Here is a 23639-nt window from a genome sequence, read left to right as displayed (position 1 = left end):
TTTGTATTTGGCATAATTTGTAATTTCAAGGTTGAAGATATTTCTCCTTTATTGTAGAATTAATATATCAAAGGGGGAGATAATATTGAAAAAAGGAATTGTGTTATTGTTGGTATTATCGTTACTTTTTACAAGTGTAGGATGTAGCAAGGATAATACAAATAACGAAGTAGAAAGCCAAGGTAAAAACGAAGTAGAAAACCAGAGTAAGGGTGATTCTATTGAGGTCGATAAAAAGCTTACAAACGTAGAGGTAACAATACCAGCTTCTTTTTTTGAGCTAGATGGCGAAGAAGAGCTAGACATTGAACAAATTACGAAAGATGCAAAAGAAGAAGGAGTAAAAGAAGTTAAGTTAAACGATGATGGGTCCGTGACTTATACAATGTCTAAAGATACTCACAAAAAATTATTAGATGATATGAAAAATGCTATGCTTGATTCTTTTGATGAATTGATAAATGATGAAGATATTTCTTCTATCAAAGATATAAAGTCAAATAAGACCTATTCAGAATTTGATATAGTTGTAAACAAGGATGAGTTTGAAAATAGTTTTGATGGATTTGCAGTACTAGGAATAGTATTTCAATCAATGTTTTATCAATTATTTGAAGGTGTTGAACCAGATAATAATAAAGTAATAGTGAATTTTAAAGATGCGGATACAGAGGAAATCTTTAATTCAATTACTTACCCAGATGCATTTAATCAATAAAATAATATATTCTAAAGAGAACCTAAGCCGAAGGTTCTTTTTTTTATCCAAATGAGGTGAGGCTATTGGCGATACGATTAGACAAGCAAGGTGGACACCGTGGAGCTTATGAAAAAAATAAAAAGATTATATTTAAAACACAGAACACTTGTGGTATATGTGGTAGGGCAGTAGACTTTAGTATAAAGACTCCAGATCCATTAAGTGCTGTCATTGATCATATCATCCCTGTTTCAAAAGGTGGACATCCATCTGACATAGAGAACCTGCAGCTAGCGCATTGGACTTGCAATAGACAGAAGTCAGATAAGTTATTTATATCACCACAAGAAGAACCTAAAGTGTTGGGAAATAGAAATCTTCCACAGACGATTAATTGGGTAGAGTATAAGGGCTAAGGGAATGAGGCATAGATATATACTTAATCAAAACAAAACAATTCTAGAGGAAGATATAGGGGGGTATGACCCTCCCAATGGGTGCAAGCGACCTTCATGTCGTTTATTGTACATTTTTTCTCACGGAATAGAAAGGAGGACTTATGAAAGGCATAGAATATTTAAGAAAAAAGCTAAATAAACACATTGATAGAGTGAATTTAAGGTACAAGCAATATGATATGAAATACCAAGATGCAGATGTCGGCATCACTATTCCACCTGAACTAAGGATAAGGTATAAAGCAGTATTAGGATGGTGTGCAAAAGCCGTTGATAGTCTTGCAGATAGATTAGTTTTTAGGGAATTTGAAAATGACAACTTTGAAATCAACGAAATATTTAACATGAATAGCCCTGACATATTCTTTGATAGCGCAGTACTTTCTGCATTAATATCATCATGTTGTTTTGTTTACATCTCCAAAGGCGAAGGTGACATCCCACGATTACAAGTTATTGAGGGGTCTAATGCAACAGGAATAATAGATCCCATAACTGGATTACTCAACGAAGGTTATGCAGTTCTTGAAAGGGACGATAAAGGAAATCCAAGTTTAGAAGCTCATTTTGTTAAAGGAAAAACTGATTATTACAAAGACGGAAAATTTAAAAATAGCATAAAAAACAAAGTTGAATATCCGTTACTGGTTCCGATTATTCATAGACCTGATGCAGTAAGACCATTTGGTAGAAGTAGAATAACAAGAGCAGGAATGTATTACCAAAGATATGCAAAAAGAACACTTGAGAGAGCTGATATAACAGCAGAATTTTATTCGTTCCCGCAAAAGTATGTAACTGGTATTAGTCAAGATGCCGAGCCATTGGAAACATGGAAAGCAACAATTTCAAGCATGCTCCAATTTACCAAAGATGAAGAAGGAGAATCCCCGAAGTTAGGACAATTCACCACTCCAAGCATGTCACCGTTTACTGAGCAACTAAAGACAGCAGCTGCAGGATTTGCTGGAGAAACAGGTTTAACACTAGATGATTTAGGTTTTGTTTCAGATAATCCATCGTCAGTAGAAGCTATCAAAGCAAGTCACGAAAATTTAAGGCTTGCAGGTCGAAAAGCTCAAAGAAGTTTAAGTTCTGGATTTCTAAATGTTGGTTATTTAAGCGCTTGTTTGAGAGATGATTATCCATATTTAAGAAGTCAATTTTACTTAACACAAGCAAAATGGGAGCCATTGTTTGAAGCCGATGTAAGTACATTAACATTAGTAGGTGACGGAATACTAAAATTGAATCAAGCTATTCCTGGTTACGCAGATAGTGGAACTATAAGAGATTTAACTGGCATAAAGGGAGCTGGTGAATAATGGATAAAGACATTGTTCCTACACTTTTAGAACTGATTGAAAAAGAATTTGACGAGAGAACATTTAATAGTGAAGTGTTGAAAAAGGCTATCCAAGCATTGAATGATAAAACGGCAACATATAAAAATGCAAATGATTTTGCAATTGAAGTTGGAGAAATATTAGTAGAAGTTTTGGGTAAAAATATAACAGCTGAAGTTCTCCCGGATGGTAAAATGTATTTCAATATAGCGGATAGGATTATTAATTCAACTATGGGTAAGAATCACGAATTGATTTCTGGTTATGCTGCTGATGTTCAAACAGAATTAAATCATAACGCAGGATTGAAGATGAAAGGGCAAAAAGCAGAGCTTAATCAAAGTAGGGTAGATGGAATTATTAATCGGATTTCTAGCGAGGATGATTTTAATGCCATCAAGTGGATTCTGAATGAACCGATTATCAATTTCAGCCAGAGCATCATTGACGAGACTATTCGGACAAATGCAGAATTCCACAGCAAGGCAGGACTGCAGCCAAAAATAATTAGAAGGTCTACAGGGAAATGTTGTGATTGGTGCAATGAAATAGTAGGTACATATAATTACCCTGATGTTCCGAAAGATGTATACCGCAGACATAGATATTGTAGGTGTACAGTAGATTATTATCCAGGGGATGGAAAAAAACAAAATATTTGGACAAAAGAGTGGATAGATCCTAAAAAAGATGCTAAAATAGAGGCAAGGAAGAAGATAGGATTAGATGATATTAAGAAAAATAATAGAGCCGATGATACAAAGCAGTTCAAAGCATATATGGAAATATTAGGTGCTGAAAATATGCCTGTTTCAGTGGCACAGTTTCAAGAGTTGAAATATAATACTCCCGAGAAGTGGGAAAAGCTTCAGGATAATTATTACATCAAGTCAAGATTAAAAGATGGGAGTTATGGAAGTAAAATAAATACAGAAAAACAACTACCACACATGAAATCAACTAGAATAGATGGAAAAAGTTATTTTGAAGATGATGTCAATACCCAGGAGTTGTTCAATAAGTATGCTGGTACTGGCAAAATGGAAAGGGACAGCAAAGGAAAGCGTAAAAATATTGAAGTAATTTATTTAGATTACGATGTAGGGATTGAAGGAAGTACAGGAAATAAAGTAAATGGAATAAAAATTCATCATTCTAAAAATAGAATGCATATTGTACCTGTAAGAAGAAAGGGGTGATATTGTGAATTTGTTTAAATATCTAGGAAAAAATGTGCGAATTACTCTTGAAGATGAAATTATAATCGCCAAAGTTATTGGACACACTTCGGAATTAGATAATGAACCTGATGATGATGGAAATTATGGAGGCGAGTATATTGAAGTAAAAGCTATTAAGCCAACAAAGCACTTTAACATAGGTGGCGAGTTTGCAGTTCATCTTTATGAAATCAAATCAATTGAAGTTGTTGAATAAAAGCACTTACTAAATAAAAATAGTGAGTGCTTTTATTATGCCTAAATTTAAGGGGTGAGAAATTGAATATACCAGACAAAATAATCATAAGTGGGATGGAGTACAAGGTCAAATTAGAGGAAAAGCCTTTATTTTGCGATAATCAAAGAGCATATGCTCATATTGATTATAATAATAAAGAAATATCAATAGATAGAGGATTACAAGACACTCAAGGACAACAACAATCATTGCTTCATGAAATATTACATGGAATTGTTTATGATAGAGAATTAGATTTTAAGAATGATGGAGAAGAAACGATAGTAGATCAAATCTCGAAAGGATTATATCAATTAATTAAAGATAATCCTGATATGTTCAAATAGGGGGTGAAGCAAGTGGCTAAATATAGAAAGAAACCGGTTGCAATTGAAGCAGTACAATTTGATGGAACAGATGAAAGTGTAGATTGGCTATTACTGCAATTGATAAGTGGAGAAATAGGCAGAAGCACTAATAGGTTGCACATAAAAACGCTTGAGGGAGTTATGACTGCCAATGTTGGGGATTACATCATTAAAGGTGTGAATGGAGAATTTTATCCTTGCAAGCCTGATATATTTGAAATGACATATGAAATAGTAGAATAATTAGGAGGTGATCCAAATATCTTCCAGCGACAGGGTTATCATGCAAAACGATTGAAGGAGGATAATAGATGGCTAAAGCAAGAATTGGTAATCAAAATCCTACTCAATCGGTAATTTTACCATATAAGAAAAGTCTATATCAAAATGCGATTGATACTTATGAGCTATCGAAAAGAACTGCTCAAGAATGGCAAATAAATTTGACAAAACATATTTACGCGGTCAACTCAGATGGTTTATGGACACACACAAAGTTTGGCTACTCTCTCCCTAGACGTAATGGTAAAAACGAGGTTGTAGTAATAAGGGAAATGGAAGGTCTACAAAGAGGAGAACAAATACTTCATACAGCTCACAGAACCACCACTTCTCACACAGCTTGGGAAAGACTATGTAGATTACTAGACAAAGCAGGGATTGAATACAATTCTTTAAAGGCAACGGGAAGGGAAAGAGTAGAATTGCTTGAAACCGGTGGGAGGGTAGAGTTTCGGACCAGGACAACATTAGGAGGTCTAGGTGAAGGATTTGATTTGCTTGTCATAGATGAGGCGCAAGAATACACCACAGACCAAGAATCTGCTTTAAAATACACCGTTACTGACAGTAAAAATCCTCAGACAATAATGTGTGGTACTCCACCAACTCCATTGTCATCGGGTACTGTGTTCGTCAATTTCAGAAACAACACCTTGAGTGGCAAAGTAGAAAATGCTGGATGGGCTGAATGGGGAATCGAGGATGAGGTAAAAGACATTAGAGATAGAGAGTTATGGTATCTATGTAATCCATCTATAGGTACAATATTTACTGAACGCTCTATCCAGGATGAAATTGGGGAAGATGAACTTGATTTCATGATACAACGATTGGGTCTGTGGATTAAGTATAATCAAAAGTCAGCTATTTCAGAAAACGAGTGGAAGGAATTGCAGGTTAATGCTTTGCCAACGCTCAAAGGAAAACTTTATGTTGGAATCAAGTATGGAAATGATGGAACTAACGTTGCAATGAGTATTGCAGTTAGAACATTATCAGGCAAGATATTTGTAGAAGCTATAGATTGCCAATCCGTTAGAAATGGCAATGGTTGGATTGTAAACTTCTTAAAAAATGCAGATGTAGCAACTGTGGTAATTGATGGTGCATCAGGTCAAAATATTTTAGCTAAGGAAATGAAAGATTTTGGTTTAAAAGAACCTAACTTACCAACAGTGAAGGAAATAATCATAGCCAACTCATTGTGGGAACAAGGAATATATCAACAAAGTATTTGTCATAACGACCAACCCTCGTTAACGCAAGTAGTAACAAACTGTGATAAAAGATTAATAGGATCCAATGGTGGCTTTGGGTATAAATCGCAATTTGAGGATATGGATATTAGTTTAATGGATAGTGCTATGCTAGCACATTGGGCTTGTAATGAATTCAAGCCGAAGAAAAAACAGAAAATAAGGTATTAGACGACTCTTAGTAGTCGTTTTTTTAATACACAAAATTACCGATACCACCGGGAAAGTGGGAGAAAGGAAGATATAAATGAGTGAAGAATTTAAAGCTATAACAACACAAGAAGAATTTGATAGAGCAATACAAGATAGGATTAAAAGAGAGAAAGAAACTCTAGAAAAGAAGTATGCAGATTATGAAGAAATTAAAGCTAGAAACGCTGCACTAGAAGGAGAGAATACGGCACTAAAGGCAAGCATTGACGATTCTAACAAGAAAACTGAAAAATACGATAAGGATATATCCGATTTAAATGCGAAAATTGCTGGCTATGAAACAGCAAATATGAGAACAAGAATTGCATTACAACATGGAATACCTTATGACTTATCAAGTAGACTTGTTGGAGAAGATGAAGAAAGTATCACAGCAGACGCTAAGAAATTAGCAGAACTTGTAAAACAAAAAGAACCATTAGCACCTTTAAAGGATACTGAACCGATTATTGATGGAAAAGATGGTGCTTATAAATCATTACTAGAAAATTTAAATTTGGAAGGAGAATAAAATTATGACATTATCAAAAGGCAATTATTTTGAGCCAGAATTAGTATCAGACTTAATCAACAAAGTACAAGGAAAGAGTTCATTAGTAATTCTTTCTCAACAAAAACCAATTCCGTTCAATGGACAAAAAGAATTTACATTCACAATGGATAACGAGATTGACATTGTAGCAGAAAACGCTGCTAAATCTCATGGGGGAATCTCAATAGACCCAATCACAATAATCCCAATAAAAGTGGAATATGGTGCAAGAGTATCAGATGAGTTTCTTTATGCTGCAGAGGAAGAAAAGATTAATATTATCAAGGCTTTCAATGATGGATATGCAAAGAAACTCGCAAAAGGCTTAGACCTTATGGCTATGCACGGAATTAATCCACGTTCTGGAACTGCCTCAGCAGTAATCGGGACCAATCACTTTGATTCTAAGGTGACACAAACAGTAGAATATACTGCAGCAGACCCAGATGCAAATATTGAAGCAGCAGTTGAAATAGTACAAGGTTCAGAAGGAACAGTAAATGGAATGGCAATGTCACCTGTGTTCTCATCTGCGCTAGCGAAGCTAAAGGTCAATGGTGTTAAACAATTCCCAGAATTGGCATGGGGAGCAAATCCAGGTGCAATAAATGGATTAAAAACAGACATCAACGGTACTGTATCAGCAGTTGGAAGCAAAGACCTTGTAATCCTGGGAGATTTTGCAAGTATGTTCAAGTGGGGATATGCAAAGCAAATTCCATTTGAGGTTATAAAATATGGTGACCCTGATAACTCTGAAAAAGACTTAAAAGGATACAATCAAGTCTACTTACGTTCAGAAACTTATCTTGGATGGGGAATCATGGATGCAAGTAGCTTTGCAAGAGTTGTAACAGTATAGGAGGTTTAAGTAATGAGATATAAGAACACTAAAACAGGGGCTATCATTGATAGTCCTTGTAGAATTTCTGGTGGGGATTGGATAGAAGTTAAAGAAAAAATAAATGAAACTCAAGCCGAAGAAGTTAATGAAGTTGAAGAAGTCGAAGAGATTGAAGAAATTAAAGAAGCCGAAGAAGATCCTGAAAAAGAAGAAGATTTTGATGGGATAACAGTAAAGGAAATTAAACAAGAACTTGATGCATTTGGGATTGAATATAATCCAAAAGCAAGGAAACAAGAGTTGTATGATTTGATGATGCAAGGAAGGTGATATTATGAAGCCTTATGCAACAATTGAAGATGTTTCATTATTATGGAGACCCCTAAAAAATAATGATGAGACCACTAGAGCAGAATCTTTGCTTGAAGTGGTCTCTGACTCTTTACGGGTAGAAGCTAAAAAAGTAGGCAAAGACTTAGATAAGATGGTAGAAGTTACAGAAGAAAACCCTACTGAAAACTTATCATATGCAAATGTAGTTAAATCTGTAACAGTAGATATAGTAGCAAGAACCTTAATGACTTCTACAGATCAAGAGCCTATGACGCAAACATCAGAAAGTGCATTAGGATATTCGTTTCAAGGTTCTTTTTTAGTTCCTGGTGGCGGCTTGTTCATTAAGAAATCTGAACTCGCAAGGCTAGGTTTGAGAAAACAACGATATGGGGTGATTGATTTTTATGGCAAGGATTAAAGGGATTACAGTCACTCTAATTAACAAAAAAGAAATAGGTAAGGATCCATTTGACAGCCCAATTTATGAGGATGTAGAAATTGATGTTGATAATGTACTTGTAAGTCCAACCTTATCTGATGATGTTATAAATCAATTAAATCTTACAGGTAAAAAAGCAGTATATACTTTAGCAATCCCCAAAGGTGATGACAACACCTGGGAAGACCAGGAAGTTAAGTTTTTTGGCAAGAGATGGCGAGTGTTCGGCGCAGTCCTAGAAGGCATAGAAGATATGATTCCCCTAGACTGGAATAAAAAAGTGATGGTGGAAAGATATGGCTAAGTTGAAATTCACATTAAACCGTAAAGGTGTAGGCCAATTATTAAAATCCGATGAAATGCAAGAGGTCTTAAAGGAATACGCAACAGGAATCCGGAACAGGTGCGGAGATGGCTATGAACAAGACACTCGTGTAGGAAAGACAAGAGCCAATGCAATGGTTTATGCAAACACTTATCAAGCAAAGGCAGATAATTTAAGGAACAACACTATATTAAAGGCGGTGAAGTAGATGATTGAGGTAATAATAAAAAATCACCTAGATTCAGTACTTGAAGAACAGGTCTTTCTTGAAAAACCAAGTACAAGCTATGGAAGTTACGTTGTTTTAGAAAAGACGAGCAGTAGGAAAAACAATCATCTACCATCAGCTACATTTGCATTTCAAAGCTATGGAAAAAGCATTTATGAGGCAGTAGAATTAAATGAAAGAGTAAAAAAGGCAGTGGAAAGTATGGTTGAACTTGATGAAATTAGGGGAGTCAAGCTCAATACTGATTACAATTTTACGGATACAACAACGAAAGAATACCGTTATCAAGCAGTATTCGATATTAAATATTATTAGGAGGTAAAAAATGAGCAATGTAGAGAATGTTTCAACAGCTAAACCAAAGGTTGGTGGAGCAGTGTATTCAGCTCCATTAGGCACAACATTACCAATAGATGCAGTTACAGCACTAGATGCAGCATTTAAAAGCTTAGGCTATATATCCGAAGATGGGCTAAGGAACGAAAATTCTCCATCAAGTGAGATTATAAAAGCGTGGGGTGGCGATAATGTAGCGGTAGTGCAAACAGACAAGCCAGATACGTTTAAATACACGTTGATTGAAGCAACAAATGTAGATGTATTAAAAGAGGTATATGGGCAAGAGAACATCACAGGAACTTTAGAAACAGGGATTAAAATTACAGCAAATGCTAAAGAGTTAGAAGAACATTGTTTGGTTGTAGATATGGTACTAAAGGCAGGTATCTTAAAAAGGATTGTTATTCCAAATGGGAAAGTTTCGGAAATTGGAGAAATTAGCTATGTAGACGCAGACGCAATCGGCTATGAAACTACCTTGCAAGCAATGCCAGACACAACAGAGAATACGCATTACGAATATATACAAAAGCCAGTGGGAGCAGGTGAATAATAGATGGTTAAGGGAACAACTAAATCTGGATTTAATTATGAAATACCAAATGAGAGATTAAATAACTACGAGTTATTGGAATGTATAGCAGAATTAGACGAAAATCCATTACTTTTAGCAAAGACGGTAAATTTATTATTAGGAAAAGACCAAGCCAAACTTCTTAAAGACCATTTAAGAACAGAAGGTAAGACAGTTCCAATGGATAAGATGTCGGATGAAATAATTGAAATATTTACTAATCAACCAGAAACAAAAAACTCCTAGTCCTCGCAGAAATGATAAGAGAAGATGAGGATGCATTGATATGTGATTTAGCAGAAACATATCATATTTACGATTATAACAAGCTATCTTTAACAAGGGTAGCTTGTTTTGCCGTTGGTCTAAAAGATGATTCCAGAATTAAAATGAAATTAAGCGGTCAAAAAGTATCAACGGACACCTTACTTTTAGCAGGAATTGTTGATAGATTAAGCATTTTACTTTGGGCACAGACAAAAGATAGCCAAAAAGGAATTAATAGGCCAACAATGATTTTAGATTCTTTAGTAGCTAAAGAAAACAAAGACAGTGATGTAATCGTATTTAATTCTGGCGAGGACTTTGAAAAAACAAGAAATGAAATAATTAATCGTGTAATGGCAGGAGGTGATTAATTTGGCGACTGAATTAGGCCAGGCTTATGTACAAATTATACCGTCAGCAAAAGGGATAAGTGGAGCAATTCGAAAAGAATTAGATCCTGAAGCTACATCGGCTGGGAAAAGTGCAGGAAGTAAAATTGCTAGTGCAATTAAAAAAGTTATAGCAGTAGCTGGAATAGGCAAAGCTATAGGAGCTGCGCTTACAGCTGGCGGTGACTTACAACAGTCATTAGGAGGAGTTGAGACTTTATTCAAAGAAAATGCAGATAAGGTTAAGCAGTACGCAAACGACGCTTATAAAACAGCGGGACTATCGGCTAATGACTACATGGAGAATGTAACATCTTTCAGTGCAAGTTTGTTACAATCCATGGGCGGCAATACAGAAAAAGCAGCCGACAAAGCAAATATGGCAATGGTTGATATGTCGGATAATGCTAATAAATTTGGTACTGACATGAAGGATATACAAAACGCCTATCAGGGATTTGCAAAGCAGAACTACACCATGCTCGATAACCTTAAGCTTGGGTACGGTGGTACAAAAACAGAAATGGAACGATTACTGGCAGATGCGACGAAGCTAACCGGCGTTAAGTACGACATTAACAATCTAGCTGATGTCTATGACGCTATCCACGCAGTGCAAGAAGAGTTGGGGGTTACAGGTACAACAGCGCTTGAATCAGCTGAAACGTTAAGCGGTTCTTTGGCATCTATGAAAGGTGCATTTTCTAACTTTTTAGGAAATCTAGCACTTGGACAGGATGTAACACCATCTTTACAGGCCTTAGCGCAGACAGTGTCGACCTTTCTATTTGGTAATTTTATTCCAATGATAGGCAATATTCTCAAAGCATTGCCCGGTGCGATTGTAACCTTTATTCAAGAAGCGGCTCCTTATTTTTTGGAGGCTGGTACCGGGTTTGTCAGTCAACTAGCCACAGGTATTACAACAGGACTACCTAACCTACTGTCAACCTTAGAAAACATGGCTGCTAATGCTATGTCATTAATCACAGAAAAACTTCCAATATTTTTGGATAAAGGTATAGAAATAATTACAAATATTGTAAATGGAATATTTCAATCCATTCCTAAACTCGTGGAAAGCGCTGGAAATGTTATTTCTACTTTTGTTGAATTTATAATGAAGAATTTGCCGACCATTCTAAAAGCAGGTAAAGATTTAATATTAAATCTAGTTGATGGAATTATAAAGAATTTACCAGCAGTTATTGATAGTGCAATCAAAGCGGTAAGTAATTTCATTGATGTAATTATAAAAAATTACCCCGAATACTTCAAAACGGGTTGGAAGATTATTACCGAATTAGTTGCTGGTATTATTGACAGGTTACCAGAGCTAATCGCAACAGCAGTAACATTAATGGCAAAATTTGTAGCAATGTTAATATCTAAAATACCAGATGTTTTAAGTGCTGGTAAGGATATAGTTATAGGATTATGGGAAGGTATTACCTCTATGGCTGATTGGTTAGTTGAAAAAATAAAAGGATTTGCAAGTAATATTGCTCAAGCTTTTAAAAATTTCTTTGGTATAAAATCACCTTCAACATTAATGGCGGAATACGGGAGATACATTGATGAAGGGCTTGCAGTAGGAATAGAAAAGAATGCAGTCAAGCCTATTAGCAAGGCTCAACTGCTTGCAGAAGCGGTCGGTACAGCTCTTTCAAAAGTAAATGAATATGTTACCTCTACCGTAAGCATACTTCAAAAAGAATTTGACTTATGGGCACTGAAAAACAATGCAGTAGCTGAAAGTTCTAAATACCTTGGACAACAGCTTGAGATGCAGAAACAAAAACATGAGATGCTAAATCAACAAATAGCAGTTACAACACAAGCTTTAAATGATGCGTTGCTACATTACGGAGCTGGCTCGATTGAAGCTATGAAATATAAAGAAGCTTTGCTTGACTTACAAATACAACAAGAAAATTTATCGAAAAGTATAGAAGATGCAAATAGTAAATTATTACAGCAAAGAACACTTACAAGCGGAGAAAAGGCAAGCAGAGCAAGCAGTTTAAACGATTTGCTAGAAAGTGGATGGATAACTCCTGAAAGTATGGCAAATGCAGGAGATAACATACTAGATTTGATAGATGGTAAAAGAGGCGGAGGTGGAGGCGGAAACAATAAATCAAATAGTCCTACCATAAGTCAGGTTAACAATATATATAGCCCTAAAGCACTAAGTCCAAGTGAAATAGCAAAAGAAGCTGCAAAGGCAGCAACTAAAATAGTTTTACCACTGTTAAGGTAGGTGAGGAATATAAAAATTATATACGAAAATGACAGGGGCGAGAGTGTTGTAATATCAAATACTTTCCCTTATTTATTAAAAAGCTTCATAGGGGGAGATGGTGCAGAGGCAAACATAACATCATCAAAAGGTGTAGGACAAGATGGGTCAACTATTACTAATGTAAATCTAAAAGAACGACATTTGCAAATTATAGGAGTTATTAAAGATATGGATAAAAGTACGTTGATTAAGCGTAAAGCAAAGCTATTGCAAGTGTTTAATCCAAAAGTGCAAGGCTGGCTACAGTATGAATATGGAGATGTAAAGAAGAGGATAAGGTGTCAAGTTGAATCTGCTCCTACTTTTTCTATGCCCTTTAATGTGTTTAGTGTATTGTATTTTGTAGTTGATCTAGTCGCCCCTAATCCATATTGGCAAGATATAACTCAATCTAAAGCAGAAATAGCAATATGGAGAGGTGCGTTTGAATTTCCTATTGAGTTAATCAGTGAAGGTATAGAAATAGGATTTAGAGAACCTTCTCTAATCATTAATGTAGAGAATAAAGGCGACGTACATTGCGGAATGAAGGTACAGTTCAAGGCTTTGGCCACAGTAGTTAATCCTAGCCTCTTTAATATAGACACGAGAGAATATTTTAAAATAAATAAATCTATGGTAGCAGGAGAAATAATTACTGTTACAACACACTTCCAAAACAAACGAGTAGAGCTTAATAAAAATGGTGTGGTAAGCAATGCTTTTAACTGGATAGATTTCACGTCAACTTTCCTTCAATTGGACCCTGGAGATAATTTATTCAGGTATGATGCAGATGAAGGTATAGATAGCCTTGAAGTTGATATATATTATAATCCTCAATACCTAGGGGTGTAATTATGGAAGTATATATATTTGATAAGGAATTAAATCTAGAAGGTATATTGGGAAGTTATACAAGTTTGATATGGAGAAGAAGATATAGCACACATGGTGACTTTGAATTGCATTGTGCATTAACTCCTGAAACGTTAAATTTGCTAAAAAGAGGGAATCTTATCTGGAAGAATGATGATGCTGAAGCTGGTTATATCCAATATAGAAATCTAGCATTGAATGATGATGGGGATGAAATTTTAGTAGTGCAAGGTAAGTTCTTGACAGGTTATTTAAACAGAAGAATTATATGGGGAACTGAAAACTTAAATACAACGTCAGAATTGGCTATGAGGGAGCTTATCGATAAGAACTGTATAAATCCCTCGGATACAGATAGAAAAATTGATTTGATAGCACTTAATGAGGTCAAAGGTTATACTCAAACATCAAATATTCAGACAAGCTATGCAAATCTACTTGATAAAGTGGAGGAAATAGCAAATACTGCTGAATTAGGAATTAGAACATTATTTGACCTACAAAATAAACGATTAATATTTGATATTTACGAAGGGTTAGACAGAACAACTAACGGGGTCAATCCTCCAGCTATCTTTTCAAGAGAATTTGAGAATGTACTTCAACAAGAGTATACGGATAGTTCAAATAACTATAGAAATATTGCATTGGTTGCAGGAGAAGGAGAAGGAGTAGACAGAAAGAAAGTTACCGTTGGCAATGGAGTAGGTTTAGATAGATATGAGTTATATGTAGACGCTAGGGATATTCAAAGTAAGAAGGAAGATGATACAACTATTCCTGAAGCAGAATATTTACAGTTATTAAGTGATAGAGGGAATGATAAATTGAGTGAATGTAAGGATATACAAACATTTGACAGTAAGATTAATCTAAATTCTAATCTTGTATATAAAGAGGATTTTGACCTAGGTGACAAGGTTACCTGTGTTTCTAAAGCTTGGGGTGTAACAATAGACACCAGAATAACTGAAATAGAAGAGGTCTATGAGGAATCAGGAAAGCAAGTGAACGTAACATTTGGCAATAGTATGCCTACATTGATTGACAAGTTGAAAGAGGTGATAAATTAATGGCAGTACGAAGTGGATTTTTTAATAGTGTTAATGGAGATAGGAAATATGATGCTAAGAGATTTGCAGAGTATTTTTCTAGTTTTATAGGTAATGGAGTATTTCCTAACCCCTCAGATGGGTTACAAGTGGCAGAACAGTTAACTCCGGATATGACTGTCACAGTTAAGGCAGGCAAAGCTTGGATAAATGGGTACATTATGATTAATGATGATGACTATATACTAACAATTGAACCGGCAGATGGTGTATTAAATCGCATAGATAGGATAGTCGCAAGATATGATGTAGTAGATAGAGAAATAAGGCTAGAAGTAAAAAAGGGTACATTTGCAAGTAGTCCAGTTGCGCCAACATTGCAAAGAGATTCGGATGCATATGAGTTAGCTTTAGCTGATGTATATGTAGGTGCTGGGGTAGTAAGTATAGTTGCTAACAAGATAACGGACCTTAGAAGTGATACTGCTTTATGTGGTAAAGTAGATAGCTTAATTGCAGGGGATATCAACTCTTTAGTTGCAGCATTTAATGAACATAAGGCAGAAATTGCGTCAGACGAAGATTTTGGACATGTTAGATTTAATGATATGCATGGTCTGTGGAAAAGGATAGATGTAATAATACTTGATGTTACCGTTGCTCAATTAGACATAAGTGTACCTCAAGAATTTGATGATATTAAAATTATTGGTAGCAATATAGATTCCGTTAATAGTCTAGACTGCTGTTTTAATAACGACATAGCAGAAAACTATGTAGGTGGATCGGCTGATTATGCATCGTCATCACAAGCTTATAGTTTTTATTCTACCATGACTAGTATGAGTATATTGAGAAAAGATTGGATGGGTAGTATAGGACTTAATATTTTTGAAACAGAGTTCTCATGTTTAAATAATGATAATAATGCACGAATGAAAAATATAAGCACACATAGAACACGTGGTGATTTGCGTATTTCTAGTTATGTTTATAAAAAAACTGATGCAATATTAAATATAAACATCAAAGGTGATATAAAAGCAGGCTCAACCTTCGAGATATGGGGGCGATAATATGAGTGAATATATAGTTGATGAACAAGGCAAATGGTTAATACAAGGTAGTGCAAGATTGCTAGTTGAACCAAGCGAAGTGTACCTACAACAACGTGTATTAGAAGAACAACAAAGATTAGAACAAGAATTACTAGATAATTTAATACCAAGTAAGGATGAAATGCTAATGGCAGAGGTCGAGATACAAACTATAACAATATTACAGGAGGTTGGTTTAATATGACAACTATACAAAAGAGATTAACAAATGCTTATGCAACTTTGGTAATGGGAAAGAGAATAGCAACCGCGGAAGTGCCTGCGACAGAGTGGAATTTAATAGATGGTACTACAACTACTCTTAGAATAGAGGTAGAGATGGAAGTAGCAATGAGAGAGATAGCAATATTAGGTTAAGACATATAAGGTTTCTAATACGCAACATCAACAACACCAAGAAGGGTGTTTTTTTAATGCCCTTCTTTTATTTTGCGGAGGTGTCATATGGCAGATGATATACAAAAAGAGATAAGAGAAATATTAGGTAGAGTTATCACAATAGAAACAAAGATAGACAATTACAATGAGATGAGAGACAAGGTAGATATTGCATATAATCAATCATGTAATAACAAAGAAGATATTAAAGAATTAGAAGAGAATAACAAATGGTTATGGAGAACAGTGGCTGGAGCTTTGATAATTAGTTTTATCGGAGCTTTTTTAATGTGGAGGTGAGAGTATGAAAAAAGTATTTATAGATGCAGGTCATGGAGGGAAGGATCCTGGAGCTCTAGGAAATGGACTGCAAGAAAAAGACATTACATTATCTATAGCATTGAAAATAGGTGAAGTTCTTAAAAGGCATAATATTGAAGTTGTATATTCCAGGACTGCAGATGTATTTTTAGATCTAACAACACGAGCAGTAAAAGCAAATAATGCTAAAGCAGATGCATTTGTCTCAGTTCATGTGAATAGTGCCTCTAATTCAACCGCGACAGGATTAGAGGTATGGACTACCAAAGGACAGACTAAAGGAGATATACTCGCTACTGCTATAGGAGAACAACTGCAGAAGGACTTTCCATCTATTGCATTTAGAAAAGATATGTCAGATGGAGATTTGGACAAGGAAGAAAATTTTACTGTATTAGCTAAAACAAACATGGCAGCTGCACTGGTTGAGTATATGTTTATAGTTAACCCAAGTGATGCTCAAATACTAAGAACTAAGCAGGCAGATTTTGCCGAGAGTACTGCTAAAGGCATCCTAAAGTATTTAGGTATTCAGTATCAAGATTCAGGAAATATAATAAAGCTAAATATTTTAAGCAAAAAGGTAGAAATACCAGGTTTTAATAAAAATAATACAAATTACATTACTCTAGAGGGCAAGGATATACCTATCAGGACGGTATTAGAAGCATTAGGACTTACTGTTACTGGTAGGGGAAATGAAGTGATTGCAAAATGATGATAGATTTTACAAAGTTGACTAGAGAAGATATGCAAAAACTAAAGAAGATAAATAAAGCTACAAGTTTTCTAGACTTTATGGTAAAGACAGTATTTGTCAGTACGTTTATATTCGCAGCAGTTATGGTTATATTTGCTTGGAGAAAGGATTGGGAGCAGTTAGCAATTACTGTTACGGAGAGATGGTTTACTGTAATGGTAGGAGAATTAATCGTAACTGGTGTAATTCAGATAGCAAAAGAGGTTGTTCAAACGATAATATCAAAGGAGGATAATTAATAATGGATAAAATAAATTGGAAACAAAAATTATCATCAAGAAAGTTTTGGGCTGCATTAATTGGATTTATAACATCTATATTATACGCTTTTAATGTAGCTGAGAGTGATGTTGCACAAATAGCTGGAATTATTACAGCTGGATCTACATTAGTAATCTATATTCTAACAGAGGGATATGTGGATGCTAATAGAGACAGCGATAATGGTACAACTGGAAATGTATTTCAAACATTCTATCCTGAAGGTTTATTGAAAGAAGATACTAATTTACAAGATGCAAACATAGAAGATTTCCCCCCTGAAGATGCCCTAGATTAAACTAGGGCTTATTTTTATTTTTTGAAAAGAAGGATTCTCAAACCTTTACATAAATAAGTAATATTGAATATGTGTTCTTGCTACAACCTACCTCTTATTCGCCTGTACAAGCTATTTTACATATATACTAATATAATTGTATACTTACACATAAAACCTCTTAAAAAGGCAAATAAAGGCTATTGACAAGGGAACATATGTTTACTATCAAATTGAAGATAAAGAAAAAGATAAAATCAAACTTATTCTTGATAATTTTTCTAAGAGAACTGCTTCTGAATTAGAAGCACTAACTACATTAGATTATGTTGCTAATGTTATGATTAGAGATTTTGAATCTGAGGATGAGATTATAGAAAAAGTTAAAAATATAAAAGGAAATAAGTTTTCTCATGAGAATTTGAAATCAGAAATAAAAATACTAAGAGATTTTCACTTTATTGCAAGCTTATAATTTTTTTGAAGAATATTTATTACAATATAGGTAAAAAGATAGAGACAATTTAGTTAACCAGTCTCTTAAGTAAGTAAAAATAGCAAATATTAATTAAAGTTAAGGTATCACTTTTTAGATATTACATAAAAAACGGAAATTGGTATTTCAACCCTATTATGTCCTGTAATAGGGCTAGTTTTACAAATTATTAATAAAGTGGACAAATAAAAAAAGAATCTTGACTAGCTAAAGATTCTTTTTATAATTACTCTATTGTACCTTGCTTTGGACCTGAGATCCATATTTTAAATGCCTTTTTACCATAATCTCTGGCATAAATCTTAGTGCCATCTCTTAAAGTAATACTAGCTCTAAATATATACATGGACTCACCCCCTTTTGAATAAAAATGTTGCCAAAAGGGAATAAATATTATATAATAATTTTGGAAAGTATTACATAGCTAGTCAATTTAATCTTTTGGCTAGAAGTTTAGTTGGAGCTAAACTTCTATATTTAAATAGCATATGCTATTCAAAACTTAATTGCAGTAACTCTTTTGTATCTCGGCAGTTTTCCGAGATACTTTGCATTTTTGGGAGACTTCATCTATACTCATGTTTTTAATTAAATGAGGTGGTGCTAATAATTCACCAGCAAAGGTGTTAGCTTGCCACTCTGGGTCTTCATAAGGTTTTATTTTTACATTACTCCCTCTAGCAAAGGATATAGATGTTTCTTGATGTAAAAAAAGATGTCCAACTTCGTGTGCTATTGTAAATAAATCCCTAAAAATTCCGTTAAAAGCACCCTCATATACACTTTTTCTTATAAGTATTTCATTCGTATTAGGATAAGCTATTGCCTCACAATCGATTTCGTTATCTTCTACGATTTCAAAACTAAAATCTTCATAGAGCCTGGGTAAGAGGTGTTCTAGAAAATATAGTATCGGAAATTCTAGAGTATCTTCTAAATCGCAAATTTGCCTTATGAAATTAACAAAATTTCTAATATCTTTACGTGATCTAGGCATTGCAACCTTATTCAATAAAAATCACCTACTTTAGTATTTTTTTAATTTGCTCCTTTTCAAAATCCTGCAAAGAATCAAACTTCCTAGCAAAAGATAATATTAAATCTTGGTCTTTATTCCCCCTATTAGCAAGATTTAAAATAACTTCTTCTCTAGATTCATCCGCAGCATTCAATAATTCTGTGTAGTCAGCATTTGAAAGAGAATAGATATTTCTTATTTGATTTAACCATTTTTTAGGAACTGGTCTTTTACCTACTTCCACAGCTGACAAGTATGAGGAAGAAACATTTAGTTTGTCAGCCATGTCTTTAAGTAGCTCAACATGTTCAATTCTTAATTTTCTAGTGAACTTTCCGAACTCAGTTAACATAGTCTGCCTCCTTCCAATTTATATATGAATTTCCATATTTTAATTATAATCTATTTAGTAAAATATGTCAATCAAAAAAGTGAAATAAATCCACAAATTTGTAAATTACATTTTATTTTAACTTATTAGGACTAACCCTCCTGGTCTTTTTTATTTCCTCTTTACACAGAACAAACATTCGGCTATAATAAAGTAAAGGGGGAGAACATATGTTAACTGAAAGAGAAAAAGAAATTTTACAAACCATAATAGATTACATTGAAGATAATGAATATGTTCCAAGCGTTAGAGAGATATGTGATATTGTAGGATTAAAATCTCCAAGTACAGTTCATGGACATTTGAAAAAACTTGAGGATAAAGGATACATAGAAAGAAAAGAAAACTCTCCTAGAGCAATGAAGGTAGTAAAAGAAAAATCGTGCCAAAAAGGACCATAATCTGGTCCTTTTTTTCTGTCCTAAAATCTGTCCATTTGACTTTTAAGCTAGGATATTTTAATATATTGTAGTGGATGTAAAATTTAGAAGTGTGATAAATCAGCCATTTGTGAGGATGAGTGTGGTTATAGGTTTCTATGTTGGGATGCTATATAGAACTGCAAAACCTTTATCCCCGGTTCAAATCCGGGTGGCGCCTCCAATAAAATAAATATTGTTTTGGTGAATCTATTGCTTAAAGCAATAGATTTTTTGGTTTAAATATTTTATGGAGGCAAAGATATGCAAAATCCTTTTATACCATTAAAAAATACAAATCTTACAATAATTGACGGCAGAGTTGATGATAATATTATAAGAAATTTGGAAAAACTAAATATAAAGGTAATAAAGACTGTAAAATGTGTTGATGTACAAGAAAGCATCTCATATCATCCGGACATAGTTATCCATCCTATTGACCATAAAACTGTTATAGTTGCACCAAATGTATATGATTATTATGAGAATTGCTTGTCCACATTGGGTATAAAAATTATAAAGGGCGAAACAATACTTAAAAATGACTATCCATATGATATTGCATATAATGTAGGGAGACTAAAAGATATTGCTATTCATAATTTCAAATATACAGATGAGAAATTAAAATTTTATCTTAAAAAGGAAAATTTGAATTTTATAAATGTTAATCAGGGATATACTAAATGTTCATTGGCTATTGTTGATGACCTAAGTGCCATAACAGCAGATAAATATATATACAAAAATTTAAAAACTTTGGGTTATAATATGTTGTTGATTGAGCCCGGATATGTAAGATTAGAAAATGAAAAGTATGGATTCATTGGCGGAACCACAGGAAATTTATCTGCAAATACGATTTGTTTTTCCGGAACATTTAATAAACATCCCGATTATAATAAAATAGTTAAATTTATAGAAGAAAGAGGTCAGGATATATTATATTTATCGAAAAATCAAATATCTGACATTGGAACGATAATAAATCTAAATTATATATGTTAATATTTATATAGTATAGTCGTTTATTAACAGACCATACTATTGGGTAAGGGAGTGATAATGTGGTACCCATAAGAATTAGCACCAATTTACCAAAAGATAAGGTTAATGAACTTGTGCTTTCTCATTCATTAGATGGACATATAAGCATCTTGAATGAGACAAATGAAAATGAAACTTCTTCCTTTATTATAAATAAAAAAAAGCTGGATGAGATGATCTTTTATAATAGTATAACAGAAATGGTTTTTAATCTAATAAATAGATTTTATATGGACCAATTTGTATTTAATAGAGTGAATGACATTTTAGTGGATTTCATACAAAATGAGATAGATGTTGTGTCAAATACCGTATATGATTTGTTGCAAGACAATGATTATTTTACGAAAGAGAAGAATAAAATTAGAGAAGAGTTAAGAGATTATCTGTTAGAAAACAATACTCTTAATATAGATGGATATCTAAGATTTCGTTCAGATTCGTATAAAGAATTAATAGATTTAATCATAGAAAAGGTAGTTTTAGATATTCAAATGGAGACCGAATATGAGGAATTCATTTATATGTTGCAGTATTATTTGGACTCCCAGTTTCCAAAATATGATATAGTGAATGTCATTATTAATGAAAACAATTATTATCTAGTTGATTCAAAGCACAAAAAAATTGAAAGCCCAATACTGTATTCAATAATAGAAGAGCAGGGGATAGATGACTTTAGTCAAGCCGATATCTTGGTAAGTTCTTTAATAGTTTTGGCGCCAAAAAAGATTGTAGTTCACATGAAAAATGATAAAGAAAAGGATTTGCTGATGATATTAAAGAGGATTTTTACTGATAGATTAAGTTTTTGTTATAGTTGTAATATATGTGACAATTACCTTCCAAAGTCAGATAGCGAGTAAGAGTTGAGAAATCAACTCTTATTCTTTACCAATATTTAAAAATTTATCTAATTCAATTTATACTCAAAATTTTTTAAATCTTTTATTTTTAATGTTTGAATAATATTACAAAAATGGTATTATAATATGAAAGATAGTAATGGAGGTATTTTATGAATGAAAAAATAGTTAAGCCGTCTATACTGCCCGGATTTATGGAATTGACACCTATGGATCAGATATTGTTTAACAGAATGAAAGATACAATAAGAAGAAATTATGAAAAGTTTGGGTTTCTGCCTATTGATACACCTATAATAGAAAAATCTGAAGTTCTTCTTGCAAAAGGTGGCGGAGAAACAGAAAAGCAAATTTACAAAGTAGTAAAAGGTAATACTGATATGTCATTAAGATTTGACTTAACTGTACCATTAGCAAGGTATGTAGCCCAATATTATTCTGATTTAACATTTCCTTTTAGAAGATATCATATTGGTAAGGTTTACAGAGGAGAAAGGAATCAAAAAGGAAGGTTTAGAGAATTCTATCAAGCCGATATTGATATTATAGGCAATGGAACATTGAGCATAATAAATGATGCTGAAATTCCAAGTGTTATATATTCTACCTTTAAAGATTTAGGTTTTGATTCCTTTACAATAAGAATAAATAATAGAAAGGTCCTAAAAGGATTTTTTAGAAATTTAGGCATCGAAGATTCAACCATGATACTTAGATCCGTAGACAAACTGGGGAAAATAGGTATTGAAAATGTCAGAAGTGAATTGTCGGAATTTGATTTAAGTGAAGATGTTATTAATCAAATATTGGAGTTTATATCTATTAAAGGAAGCAATGGGGAAATTGTTAATAATTTAAAATCATTAAATATAGAGGATGAAATATTTATTGAAGGAGTAAATGAGTTAGAAGTTGTGTCAAGATATATAGGTATGTTTGGTGTGCCTGAAGAGAATTACCAAATTGATTTAACCATATCCAGAGGTTTAGATTATTATACAGGTACTGTTTATGAAACCTTCTTAAATGATTATCCAAGTATCGGTAGCGTTTGTTCAGGGGGCAGATATGATGATTTAGCTACATATTACACTACCCAAAAGTTACCTGGAGTAGGAATTTCAATTGGACTCACAAGATTGTTCTATCAATTAAGAGAGGCAAACATTATTGAAAGCAAGGACAATTCATTGACCAAAGTTGTTATAATTCCAATGGAAGGATATATGGATTATGCTATTGAGGCTTTAAATAGTTTAAGAAAAGCTAATATATACTCTCAAGTTTATTTTGAGGATGGGAAAACAGGGAAAAAATTCAAATTTGCTAACAATCTAAATATACCATATACCATTGCAATTGGTAAAGATGAGGTCGATAACAATAAATATACATTAAAAAATATGATAACCGGTGAACAATCTTTATTGAGCATAGAAGAAGTTATTGATAAACTAAAATAAATTCTAATGGAGAGGGAAAAATTCTTGACATTTGAAGATAAATGATATAAAATATATTGTAATTTCATAAATGGCTTTGAAGGGAAGAGTAGATTAAAACGGGGCTTTAAGAGAGAGGAAATCTAGGCTGAGAATTTCCTTAAGATAAGTTTAATCGAAGACCAACCCCAAGCTGAATCCGAATAAGGATATCCGTTGTAAAACGTTATATAAATTTGAGAAGTAATTAGGGTGGAACCACGAACCTTTCG

At 33.6% G+C, this 23639-nt stretch carries 35 protein-coding genes and 1 other annotated feature (1 of these 36 only partly in view); of the genes, 33 read left to right on the top strand and 2 right to left on the bottom strand.

Annotated features, from left to right (window positions below; genetic code table 11):
- Positions 1–85: 85 nt before the first annotated feature.
- The 29 genes from H8707_RS14200 to H8707_RS14060 all read left to right on the top strand — a co-directional run bounded on the left by H8707_RS14200 (position 86) and on the right by H8707_RS14060 (position 18160).
- A complete protein-coding gene (locus tag H8707_RS14200; RefSeq protein ID WP_262430810.1) occupies positions 86–718 on the top strand; it encodes a hypothetical protein in 633 nt (210 codons plus the stop codon).
- 65 nt (positions 719–783) lie between these two features.
- On the top strand, positions 784–1116 hold the full coding sequence (locus H8707_RS14195) for an HNH endonuclease (protein ID WP_394354677.1): 333 nt from the start codon (positions 784–786) through the stop codon (positions 1114–1116).
- Between the two features lie 143 nt (positions 1117–1259).
- Positions 1260–2483, top strand: a complete 1224-nt coding sequence (locus H8707_RS14190) for a hypothetical protein (RefSeq protein ID WP_262430808.1) — start codon at positions 1260–1262, stop codon at positions 2481–2483.
- A complete protein-coding gene (locus H8707_RS14185) occupies positions 2483–3703 on the top strand; it encodes a polymorphic toxin type 50 domain-containing protein (protein ID WP_262430807.1) in 1221 nt (406 codons plus the stop codon). Before H8707_RS14190 ends, H8707_RS14185 begins: the two co-directional genes overlap by 1 nt.
- 4 nt (positions 3704–3707) lie before the next feature.
- Positions 3708–3941 (top strand): hypothetical protein, encoded by a 234-nt coding sequence (locus H8707_RS14180; RefSeq protein ID WP_262430806.1) that lies wholly within the window; start codon positions 3708–3710, stop codon positions 3939–3941.
- Positions 3942–4003: 62 nt separating this feature from the next.
- Positions 4004–4309 (top strand): hypothetical protein, encoded by a 306-nt coding sequence (locus H8707_RS14175; RefSeq protein WP_262430805.1) that lies wholly within the window; start codon positions 4004–4006, stop codon positions 4307–4309.
- A gap of 12 nt (positions 4310–4321) precedes the next feature.
- Complete coding sequence (locus H8707_RS14170) at positions 4322–4573, top strand: hypothetical protein (protein WP_262430804.1); 252 nt, start codon at positions 4322–4324, stop codon at positions 4571–4573.
- A gap of 68 nt (positions 4574–4641) precedes the next feature.
- Complete coding sequence (locus H8707_RS14165) at positions 4642–6039, top strand: terminase (protein WP_262430803.1); 1398 nt, start codon at positions 4642–4644, stop codon at positions 6037–6039.
- A gap of 76 nt (positions 6040–6115) precedes the next feature.
- A complete protein-coding gene (locus H8707_RS14160; RefSeq protein ID WP_262430802.1) occupies positions 6116–6592 on the top strand; it encodes a DUF4355 domain-containing protein in 477 nt (158 codons plus the stop codon).
- A gap of 4 nt (positions 6593–6596) precedes the next feature.
- The gene (locus H8707_RS14155; RefSeq protein ID WP_262430801.1) at positions 6597–7475 is read left to right on the top strand and encodes a phage major capsid protein; all 879 of its coding nucleotides are present in this window, start codon (positions 6597–6599) and stop codon (positions 7473–7475) included.
- Positions 7476–7487: 12 nt separating this feature from the next.
- A complete protein-coding gene (locus H8707_RS14150) occupies positions 7488–7787 on the top strand; it encodes a hypothetical protein (protein WP_262430800.1) in 300 nt (99 codons plus the stop codon).
- A gap of 4 nt (positions 7788–7791) precedes the next feature.
- Positions 7792–8211, top strand: coding sequence for a phage Gp19/Gp15/Gp42 family protein (locus H8707_RS14145; protein WP_262430799.1), 420 nt, complete (start codon positions 7792–7794; stop codon positions 8209–8211).
- Entirely contained in the window at positions 8198–8536 is a 339-nt protein-coding gene (locus H8707_RS14140) for a hypothetical protein (protein ID WP_262430798.1), read from the top strand. The genes H8707_RS14145 and H8707_RS14140 overlap by 14 nt, the downstream gene beginning before the upstream one ends.
- Positions 8529–8765, top strand: coding sequence for a hypothetical protein (locus tag H8707_RS14135; RefSeq protein ID WP_262430797.1), 237 nt, complete (start codon positions 8529–8531; stop codon positions 8763–8765). Before H8707_RS14140 ends, H8707_RS14135 begins: the two co-directional genes overlap by 8 nt.
- Positions 8766–9101 carry a hypothetical protein gene (locus tag H8707_RS14130; protein WP_262430796.1) on the top strand — a complete coding sequence of 112 codons (336 nt, stop codon included), beginning with the start codon at positions 8766–8768 and terminating at the stop codon, positions 9099–9101.
- Positions 9102–9111: 10 nt separating this feature from the next.
- Positions 9112–9678, top strand: a complete 567-nt coding sequence (locus H8707_RS14125; RefSeq protein ID WP_262430795.1) for a phage tail tube protein — start codon at positions 9112–9114, stop codon at positions 9676–9678.
- 3 nt (positions 9679–9681) lie between these two features.
- Positions 9682–9945, top strand: coding sequence for a hypothetical protein (locus H8707_RS14120; RefSeq protein WP_262430794.1), 264 nt, complete (start codon positions 9682–9684; stop codon positions 9943–9945).
- An 11-nt stretch (positions 9946–9956) separates the two neighbouring features.
- Entirely contained in the window at positions 9957–10337 is a 381-nt protein-coding gene (locus H8707_RS14115) for a DUF5361 domain-containing protein (RefSeq protein WP_262430793.1), read from the top strand.
- A 1-nt stretch (position 10338) separates the two neighbouring features.
- Positions 10339–12618: a phage tail protein gene (locus tag H8707_RS14110; RefSeq protein WP_449406490.1), complete on the top strand. Its 2280-nt coding sequence runs from the start codon at positions 10339–10341 to the stop codon at positions 12616–12618.
- A complete protein-coding gene (locus H8707_RS14105) occupies positions 12619–13497 on the top strand; it encodes a phage tail family protein (protein WP_262430791.1) in 879 nt (292 codons plus the stop codon).
- Positions 13498–13499: 2 nt separating this feature from the next.
- Entirely contained in the window at positions 13500–14591 is a 1092-nt protein-coding gene (locus H8707_RS14100) for a siphovirus ReqiPepy6 Gp37-like family protein (RefSeq protein ID WP_262430790.1), read from the top strand.
- Entirely contained in the window at positions 14591–15646 is a 1056-nt protein-coding gene (locus tag H8707_RS14095) for a hypothetical protein (RefSeq protein ID WP_262430789.1), read from the top strand. Before H8707_RS14100 ends, H8707_RS14095 begins: the two co-directional genes overlap by 1 nt.
- A gap of 1 nt (position 15647) precedes the next feature.
- Positions 15648–15872, top strand: a complete 225-nt coding sequence (locus tag H8707_RS14090) for a hypothetical protein (RefSeq protein ID WP_262430788.1) — start codon at positions 15648–15650, stop codon at positions 15870–15872.
- Complete coding sequence (locus tag H8707_RS14085) at positions 15869–16045, top strand: hypothetical protein (protein ID WP_262430787.1); 177 nt, start codon at positions 15869–15871, stop codon at positions 16043–16045. Before H8707_RS14090 ends, H8707_RS14085 begins: the two co-directional genes overlap by 4 nt.
- Positions 16046–16132: 87 nt before the next feature.
- Entirely contained in the window at positions 16133–16366 is a 234-nt protein-coding gene (locus H8707_RS14080) for a hemolysin XhlA family protein (RefSeq protein WP_262430786.1), read from the top strand.
- A 4-nt stretch (positions 16367–16370) separates the two neighbouring features.
- Positions 16371–17105 carry an N-acetylmuramoyl-L-alanine amidase family protein gene (locus tag H8707_RS14075; protein ID WP_262430785.1) on the top strand — a complete coding sequence of 245 codons (735 nt, stop codon included), beginning with the start codon at positions 16371–16373 and terminating at the stop codon, positions 17103–17105.
- Positions 17105–17386: a hypothetical protein gene (locus tag H8707_RS14070; protein WP_262430784.1), complete on the top strand. Its 282-nt coding sequence runs from the start codon at positions 17105–17107 to the stop codon at positions 17384–17386. The genes H8707_RS14075 and H8707_RS14070 overlap by 1 nt, the downstream gene beginning before the upstream one ends.
- Positions 17387–17388: 2 nt before the next feature.
- A complete protein-coding gene (locus tag H8707_RS14065; protein ID WP_262430783.1) occupies positions 17389–17706 on the top strand; it encodes a phage holin family protein in 318 nt (105 codons plus the stop codon).
- A 319-nt stretch (positions 17707–18025) separates the two neighbouring features.
- Positions 18026–18160: a hypothetical protein gene (locus tag H8707_RS14060; RefSeq protein WP_262430782.1), complete on the top strand. Its 135-nt coding sequence runs from the start codon at positions 18026–18028 to the stop codon at positions 18158–18160.
- A gap of 523 nt (positions 18161–18683) precedes the next feature.
- Here H8707_RS14060 and H8707_RS14055 read toward each other — a convergent pair.
- Both H8707_RS14055 and H8707_RS14050 read right to left on the bottom strand, forming a co-directional pair.
- Positions 18684–19178 (bottom strand): ImmA/IrrE family metallo-endopeptidase, encoded by a 495-nt coding sequence (locus H8707_RS14055; protein WP_262430781.1) that lies wholly within the window; start codon positions 19176–19178, stop codon positions 18684–18686.
- 25 nt (positions 19179–19203) lie between these two features.
- Positions 19204–19551 (bottom strand): helix-turn-helix domain-containing protein, encoded by a 348-nt coding sequence (locus H8707_RS14050; protein ID WP_262430780.1) that lies wholly within the window; start codon positions 19549–19551, stop codon positions 19204–19206.
- Between the two features lie 209 nt (positions 19552–19760).
- Here H8707_RS14050 and H8707_RS14045 point away from each other — a divergent pair, with 209 nt between their 5' ends.
- From H8707_RS14045 to hisS, 4 genes are all read left to right on the top strand, one after another.
- Positions 19761–19991, top strand: a complete 231-nt coding sequence (locus H8707_RS14045; RefSeq protein ID WP_262430779.1) for a LexA family protein — start codon at positions 19761–19763, stop codon at positions 19989–19991.
- Positions 19992–20273: 282 nt separating this feature from the next.
- Positions 20274–21020, top strand: a complete 747-nt coding sequence (locus tag H8707_RS14040; protein WP_262430778.1) for a DUF6873 family GME fold protein — start codon at positions 20274–20276, stop codon at positions 21018–21020.
- Positions 21021–21079: 59 nt separating this feature from the next.
- Positions 21080–21925 carry a putative sporulation protein YtxC gene (gene ytxC, locus H8707_RS14035; protein WP_262430777.1) on the top strand — a complete coding sequence of 282 codons (846 nt, stop codon included), beginning with the start codon at positions 21080–21082 and terminating at the stop codon, positions 21923–21925.
- 152 nt (positions 21926–22077) lie between these two features.
- Complete coding sequence (hisS, locus tag H8707_RS14030; RefSeq protein WP_262430776.1) at positions 22078–23388, top strand: histidine--tRNA ligase; 1311 nt, start codon at positions 22078–22080, stop codon at positions 23386–23388.
- 67 nt (positions 23389–23455) lie between these two features.
- Positions 23456–23639, top strand: a binding site (T-box leader) (it continues 8 nt past the right edge of the window).

Source organism: Paratissierella segnis, assembly GCF_014385195.1.
GTDB classification, from domain to species: Bacteria; Bacillota; Clostridia; order Tissierellales; family Tissierellaceae; genus Paratissierella; species Paratissierella segnis.
This window is presented reverse-complemented; position numbering and strand designations above follow the sequence as displayed.